At 60.2% G+C, this 6,739-nt stretch carries 6 protein-coding genes; all 6 read left to right on the top strand.

The window, feature by feature from the left end; genetic code table 11:
- Positions 1 to 88 precede the first annotated feature (88 nt).
- The 6 genes from ACYQ11_RS12790 to ACYQ11_RS12815 all read left to right on the top strand — a co-directional run bounded on the left by ACYQ11_RS12790 (position 89) and on the right by ACYQ11_RS12815 (position 6,547).
- A complete protein-coding gene (locus ACYQ11_RS12790) occupies positions 89 to 1,006 on the top strand; it encodes a DUF2059 domain-containing protein (protein WP_459924186.1) in 918 nt (305 codons plus the stop codon).
- A 40-nt stretch (positions 1,007 to 1,046) separates the two neighbouring features.
- Positions 1,047 to 2,459 (top strand): FAD-binding protein, encoded by a 1,413-nt coding sequence (locus ACYQ11_RS12795; protein ID WP_459924187.1) that lies wholly within the window; start codon positions 1,047 to 1,049, stop codon positions 2,457 to 2,459.
- A 55-nt stretch (positions 2,460 to 2,514) separates the two neighbouring features.
- Entirely contained in the window at positions 2,515 to 2,946 is a 432-nt protein-coding gene (locus tag ACYQ11_RS12800; protein ID WP_459924188.1) for an iron-sulfur cluster assembly scaffold protein, read from the top strand.
- 239 nt (positions 2,947 to 3,185) lie between these two features.
- Complete coding sequence (locus tag ACYQ11_RS12805; protein WP_459924189.1) at positions 3,186 to 4,922, top strand: YeiH family protein; 1,737 nt, start codon at positions 3,186 to 3,188, stop codon at positions 4,920 to 4,922.
- 11 nt (positions 4,923 to 4,933) lie between these two features.
- On the top strand, positions 4,934 to 5,203 hold the full coding sequence (locus ACYQ11_RS12810; RefSeq protein ID WP_459924190.1) for a hypothetical protein: 270 nt from the start codon (positions 4,934 to 4,936) through the stop codon (positions 5,201 to 5,203).
- Positions 5,204 to 5,335: 132 nt separating this feature from the next.
- Positions 5,336 to 6,547, top strand: coding sequence for a hypothetical protein (locus ACYQ11_RS12815; protein WP_459924191.1), 1,212 nt, complete (start codon positions 5,336 to 5,338; stop codon positions 6,545 to 6,547).
- Positions 6,548 to 6,739: the final 192 nt, after the last annotated feature.

Consider the following 6,739-nt stretch of genomic DNA (forward strand, 5'->3'; position numbering starts at 1 on the left):
GGGCTTGACAAACCGGTTGAAAACACACTAAAAAGGGTGCGTACAGCCGACAGGCGCCACCTCCTTTCATCAAATGGAACCATGAACCATGAAACCGATCAAGCTGATCCTGTGCAGCGTGTTGATAGTTGTCTGGACCGCCTCGGCCGGCGTCTGCGAAGGGCGCGGGGCCGGGGTGGACGCCGACGTTCGGGAAATGACCCGGCTTTTGATGGAAAAGTGCGGGATCAACGAACAGATCGACAATGTGCCCGAAAAGACCCAGGCCGAGGTGAGGGACTGTTTCAGGCGCAATGAGGCGCTGCTGGGAAAAATATCCGATCAGGTGATCGACGAGATCAACGGCATTATCGGAGACGCCTTCAAACCGTCGGCGATCCGCGCGATTCTCGCCGATTACATCGGGTCCCGCCTGAGTCTTGCCGACATGCAGGCCGTACTGGCCTGGCTGGATTCGCCCCTGGGCCGCAAGCTGACCCATATCGAGGAAATGGCCTCCACGCCGGAGGCCTACACCCACATGGTCGCCACCCTGCCCTCGCTGACCCTCACGGCGGATTACGAAGAACGGCTGGAGCTGGTTCATGAAATCGACCGCAGCGTCAAGGCCACGGAGTTGATTCTCGATCGCATGCTGAACATGCAGGTGATCACCCTGACGGCCCTGGCCTCGGCCTTTCCCGCCATGAGCCTGCCCTCCGAGGAAACGATCCGAGCCAATTTTGAAAAAAACCGGAACAGCATTTCCCAGGCCGTCTCCCGGGAAATTGCCCTGAGCATTCTGTACACCTACCGGGATATCTCCAAGGAAGACATCAAAGACTATATCCGGTTCATGAAAACCGATTACGGCCGCCGTTACCACCAGGTGATTCAGGACGGTACCAACAAGGCCTATGTGCATTGCGGACGAAAGTTCAGTCAGGCGGTGGTCCGCCGCATCCACGATACCGCGTCCCGGCCCGTCGAACCCGCATCCGCCGTCCGCTACCCCCAGAAGCGCTGATTTCGGGGCAGGCTTTTTTTCATCAAGGAGACGCTCTCCCATGACCGCCGCCGTCTATCGGTGTTGTGATATCCTGATCGTGGGATCGGGGCTTGCGGGGCTCCGTGCGGGCATTGCCGCCCAGTCCGGCCCCCATGACCTTGATGTCTGTCTGGTCGCCCCCGGGAAAGGGCCGTCGGGCTCATCGTTCACCAATCCCAACCGGGCGTTGGGCATGGTGGTCTGCCGCAGTGACCGTGACAAAGAGGCTTTTTTGTCCGCCGCCTGCGCCATCGCCGCCCCCGGATTCATTGATTCCGCCCTGACCGAGGTTCTGGCCGAGGAAGGAAAAGCCTGTTTCGACGACCTTCGGAAGACCGGCCTCACCGTTGTCGCCGATGAAAAGGGCCGACCCCGACGCCAAAGAGCCTGTTTCCTGAAAACCCTTCCTCTGGCTTATATACTGACTGATCTTGACGCGGCGTTTTTCCGTTTGAAGCAGCGGTTTCTCCGGCATGGGCGGATGTGGGACGGCCTCCGTCTGGCGGATCTGGTTGTCAACGAAGAGGGTCGGGCCATCGGTGCGGTGTTTTGGGATCGTCGGTCCGGAACCGTTCTGGCCGTGCAGTGCCGGGCGCTGATCCTGGCCACGGGCGGCGGGGCCGCCCTGTTTGCGCGGCACCTGACCGATCCGGAAAATCAGGGCGCGGGAACGGCCCTGATGCACCGTGCGGGTGCGGATCTGGTCAACATGAACTATGTCCAGTACATGTGGTACGACACGGGGGCCGACCGCTTCTGGTCCTGCGGCCGGATCGCCGGGCCGGATGTTCGGATTATCAGCCCCCGCGGTGAGGTTGACACCCTTCCCGAAACGCTTCGTGATCGGGCCGCCGAGCGGGACAGCCATGCCCCCGTGTCCCACGGACGCCCCGATGCGGCCCTGGACGACTATCTGCTGAGCCGGGCCGACGACACGGGGTGTGTGACGGTTGAGGGCCCGACGGGGGTGCGTCACAGGGTGTGCCTGTACGCCCATGCCTTCAACGGCGGGGCCCGGATCGATGCCTGGGGACAGACAACGGTTCCCGGCCTTCTGGCCTGCGGCGAGTGCGCCGGGGGCATGCACGGGGCCAACCGGGTGGGCGGGGCCATGGTTCTGTCCGGCCAGGTGTTCGGACGGCGGGCCGGTATGGCGGCAATCCGCCGGGTCCATGACGCGGGGGTTGAACCGGAACACCGCTTTCGTGAACGCGTTGAAGCGCAAAGACGGCGTCATGGGCGGGATATCGACGAGCGGCGACGGGGACTCGGCGACTTGGGCCGTATCCTGCTGCGCCAGGCCGGACCCTTTCCCCGGCCGGAGCGGGAGGTCTGCCGTGACCGGATCCGTTCGATGGCGAGGCGTGTGCGGGATCACGACCTTGGCCTTGCCCTGTCCTGCGCCCGGCTGATCGTGGAAAAAAGTCCTTGAAATTTCGGTTGGTTTCCATCATATTACCTTTTTTATCACAACGCGAGGAACCGTCATGGAAAACGAGGCCCTGGATTTTCTGGACCGGCATTCGCCGGAATTCATCGATATGGCATACAGCTACCACCGGATGGAACGGCTCGAGCATCCGGACGGCTACGGCAAACGCACCGGAGACTGCGGGGATACCATTGAAATGTTTCTGACCGTGGACGAAAAGGAGCGCATCCGCTCCGTGTCCATTCAGGTGGACGGTTGCCTGAACACCGTGGCCACCGCCAACACCGTGGCCCATCTCAGTGAGGGTAAAACCGTGGAGGAGGCCTGGGACATCACCCCGGAAACGGTGGCCGACTACCTGAAAACCCTGGAAGACGACCACTTCCATTGCGCGGAACTGGCCGTGGGGGCCTTCTGTCTGGCCCTGGTCAACTACCGGGATCTTAAAAAAAAACCCTGGAAAAAATCCTACCGAAACCATGCCTGATGGAACCCTTGCGAACGTCGGGGCCTGAGAATAAAGGCCCCGCGGTTTTCTTCGCCTTGTCTGAGGAAGGTAAAACACGGCGGCGTCACTTCACTGTTGCATTCCCTTCGAATAAGAGTTAATAAATATTCATTGTTTTTAGTCTTTTTATTCAATCGGTTACATATGTGTTCGGCCCCATGTTCTTTGATGTGAGCGGTGATTTTATTTATTCAACGTTTTGAGGAGGAGGAACGTGTATGAGTAATGAAAGTGACGTGGTCATCAACACGGGAAAATCAGGACTATCCGATTTATGGAAACTGGAGGATTACTGGGCCATCTGGCTGGGCGTCATTCTTTTGGTTATCGGGATGATTCTCTTTCTGCCCAAGGCGGACCCGGAGATCCGGGCGAAAATCGATGCGGCCAACGCCGTCCTGGAGGCCGAATCGGCGAAAGCCCCGTTTAAAACCATCGAATGGTACAAGGCCGTGGCTGAAAAGGCCAAATACAAAGCCTCGGACAGTTCCGTTGGAAAACGGATCAAAGCCGTTGCCACGGCGCCCCAGGGCTGGAAAAGCAACCCTCTTAACGCCTTTTACCTGAGCAAGGATGCCGCCGAGGCCCAGGCCAAAAAAGCCATGGAAAAATATGAGCCCCTGGCCGCCAAGGAAAAAGAAGCCCTGGCTGCGGCGTCCGCCGCCCAGAATGCCGCCGCCCAGGCGGGGTATCAGGACAAGGAGCTGAATGCCGCGGCCGTCACGGCCATCGGCGCCTGGAAAGCCGCCCAGTCCGCCGCCTCCAAAGCCAAAAAGAAAACATCGGTCAAACCGTATAATCTGATCGGCGGCCTGGTGCTTCTGATGGTGATCCTGGCGGTGTTCTTCGGCATCGGCAAAGCCGTGATGGGCGACTCCTTTGTCAAATTCGCCATCGGCTTTGTGGCGGTATTCCTGATCGCCGTGCTGGCCTATGCGGCGGAAAACAACGCCACCATGAAGCATTACGGCATCGGCTACGCGGCCTGGGCCATCGTCTTCGGTCTTCTGATCAGCAATACGATCGGCACACCGAAATGGGCGATGCCGGCGGTTCAGACCGAATACTACATCAAAACCGGTCTGGTGCTTCTGGGGGGTGAGATCCTGTTCGGCAAGATTCTTTCCATCGGCATTCCCGGGATTTTCGTGGCCTGGGTGGTGACCCCCATCGTTCTGGTGACCACTTACTGGTTCGGCCAGAAAGTCATCAAGATTCCTTCCAAAACCCTGAACATCACCATTTCCTCGGACATGTCGGTCTGCGGGGTGTCCGCCGCCATCGCCACGGCCGCGGCCTGCCGGGCCAAAAAAGAGGAACTGACCCTGGCCGTGGGCCTGTCTTTGGTGTTCACCGCTATCATGATGGTGGTCATGCCCCTGGTGATCAAGGCCGTGGGCATGCCCCACGTGCTCGGCGGAGCCTGGATGGGCGGCACCATCGACTCCACCGGGGCCGTGGCCGCCGCCGGCGCCTTTCTCAGCGAGCAGGCCCTGTATGTGGCCGCCACCATCAAGATGATCCAGAACGTTCTGATCGGTGTCATCGCCTTTTTCGTGGCCCTGTACTGGGTGGCCAAGGTGGAACGGGTCGAAGGACAGACCGTGGGTCTCATCGAAATCTGGCATCGTTTCCCCAAATTCGTCATCGGATTCATCCTGGCCTCCATCTTCTTTTCCCTGCTCTGTCAGTCCCTGGGCGACGATATCAGCTACGTGGTGGTCGAGCACGGCGTGCTTCGCGGCTTTTCCCGACTGGCCCGGGAATGGTTTTTCTGTCTGGCCTTCGCCAGCATCGGACTGGGCACCAACTTCAGGGAGCTGAAATCCTACTTCAAGGGCGGTAAACCGCTGATTCTTTACGTCTGCGGCCAAAGTTTCAACCTGGCCCTCACCCTGTTGATGGCCTACATCATGTTTTACCTGGTCTTTCCGGATATCACCGCCGGAATATGAAAGGACACGTTATGAATGACTCCATGGAACGGACCCGGCCTTCAATGGTCTGGCGGGTGTCTCAACTGACCGGGGGGATCGCGATCATCGCTTTGTTCATGATGGTTCTCGCCCCGGCCATGGACGACAAGCCCTATGTCAAACAGCTGGTGGATTATATTGAATACCGGAACATCGATGCCGCGGCCCTGTTTTACACGGAAATCGAGGAGTTTTCAGATGCCGGCGTTTTCATGAACAACTCCCGGCGCTACAACCCTGACGGCTCCGGGACGCACTGAGCAACCGGTCTGTGATCACGGCCCCTTTCCCCGGAAAGGGGCCGTTTTTGTTTGTCCGGGTGAAAACGGCTTGATTTGGACGTCGTTCCGTCATACCTTGTCCGCATTACGATCATCCCAAAGGAACCCCTCATGATTATCCGGCTGCTCCTGGTTGTCGGCCTTGCCGCGTCGATGCTGTTTCTCATGGCCGTCGGGCTTTATGTCCGGGACATCCTGCGATGGCGGAGCATCCTGAAAAAGGCTCTGGCCGATGCCGGCCTGAACCGCCCGTCCCCGTCGGAGCCCCGGTCCCGGGCCGAGGCCTTTCTGGCCTCACGGGGCCGGGCCGTTCTGACGGGCCGGGTTCCCGTGACGGATCTTCCGGGAGACATCGCCGCCATGGTGCGCCACATTGCCGCGCTGTTTCATCCGGATCGCCCCCGTCCCCATCTCCAGGTCACCCCGGCCCACATTCTCGCCTGCGTGAGGGAGTCTTTGGACGGGCTTGACGCGATCCGGTCACGGCCGGGGTTTTCGATTCTGGCCCCGGTGTCTCTCGGAAAACTGAACCACCTTCGCCGGTGCTACCTGTCCCTGGTCGGCGGATCGGACGAGCCGTTTACCCTGCCCCTGCTGAGGGATCTGATCAACCACGCCCGCCTTTTGATCGCCGCCCGGTATCTGGCCGTGGAGATCTATCTGTTTATGGGCCGTCTGGCCGTGGATATTTACAGTGATCCGTCAACCTACCGGCTCGACGAAAAAAAAATCGATCTGGAACAGGCCCTGAGGGATCTGAGCCGGATCAAGGACCCGCCACCGCAGGCCCTTTCGCCTAAGGTGTTGCGGATCCGGTCCCGGCTGGTGGGGGTCTCCGCCGTCATGGCCGGGGATCCGGACCTGGCAGGCTGGAAGCAGTCCGTGGTCGAGGCCGCCGCCCTCATTGCCGCCGAGCGGTTCCCCCGATCCGAACGGCCGCTGCTCGAAGCACGGATCGGCCCGTTAATCACCTGTTTTCAGGATTTTTTAGCCGATCTGGGCCGGGGAGACGGCTACCGGATGGCCGGAAAGCTGTTCAATATCCGGCTGGACACCCTGTTTCAGGCCCGGAGCGTCACCGAGGCCCTGATGCCCCAGGCGGTCCGGCGCATGGTGATGCAGACACGGAAAACCTACGGCCTGCTCAAATGGCCGCTGAACCTTTACATGCTGGCCGGCAAGGGCATCTTCTGGAAAATCGCCGTGGATCTGGGCTGGTTCGCCGGGCGCAAAGCCCTTTTGGTCCTGCTGTTCGGACGGACTTTCGACAAGGCCGTCTGCGAACTGGACCGGGTGTACCGCCTGTCGAAGGGGCCTTTCTGAGGCGGGAATGAAACATATCCGGGGGCAGGGGGGGGGGGGGGGGGGGGGGTGCCAAAACCCCACAGCCACAAAGAAAGAAAAACAAGGCACAAAACCCCCCAATCGCCAAAAAACAAACCCCCCCCCCCCCCCCCCCCCCCCCCACCCCCGCCCTCTCCTCCCTCCTCCCGCCCCCGCGGGGGGGGGGGGGGG

Source organism: Desulfatiferula olefinivorans (assembly GCF_054657895.1).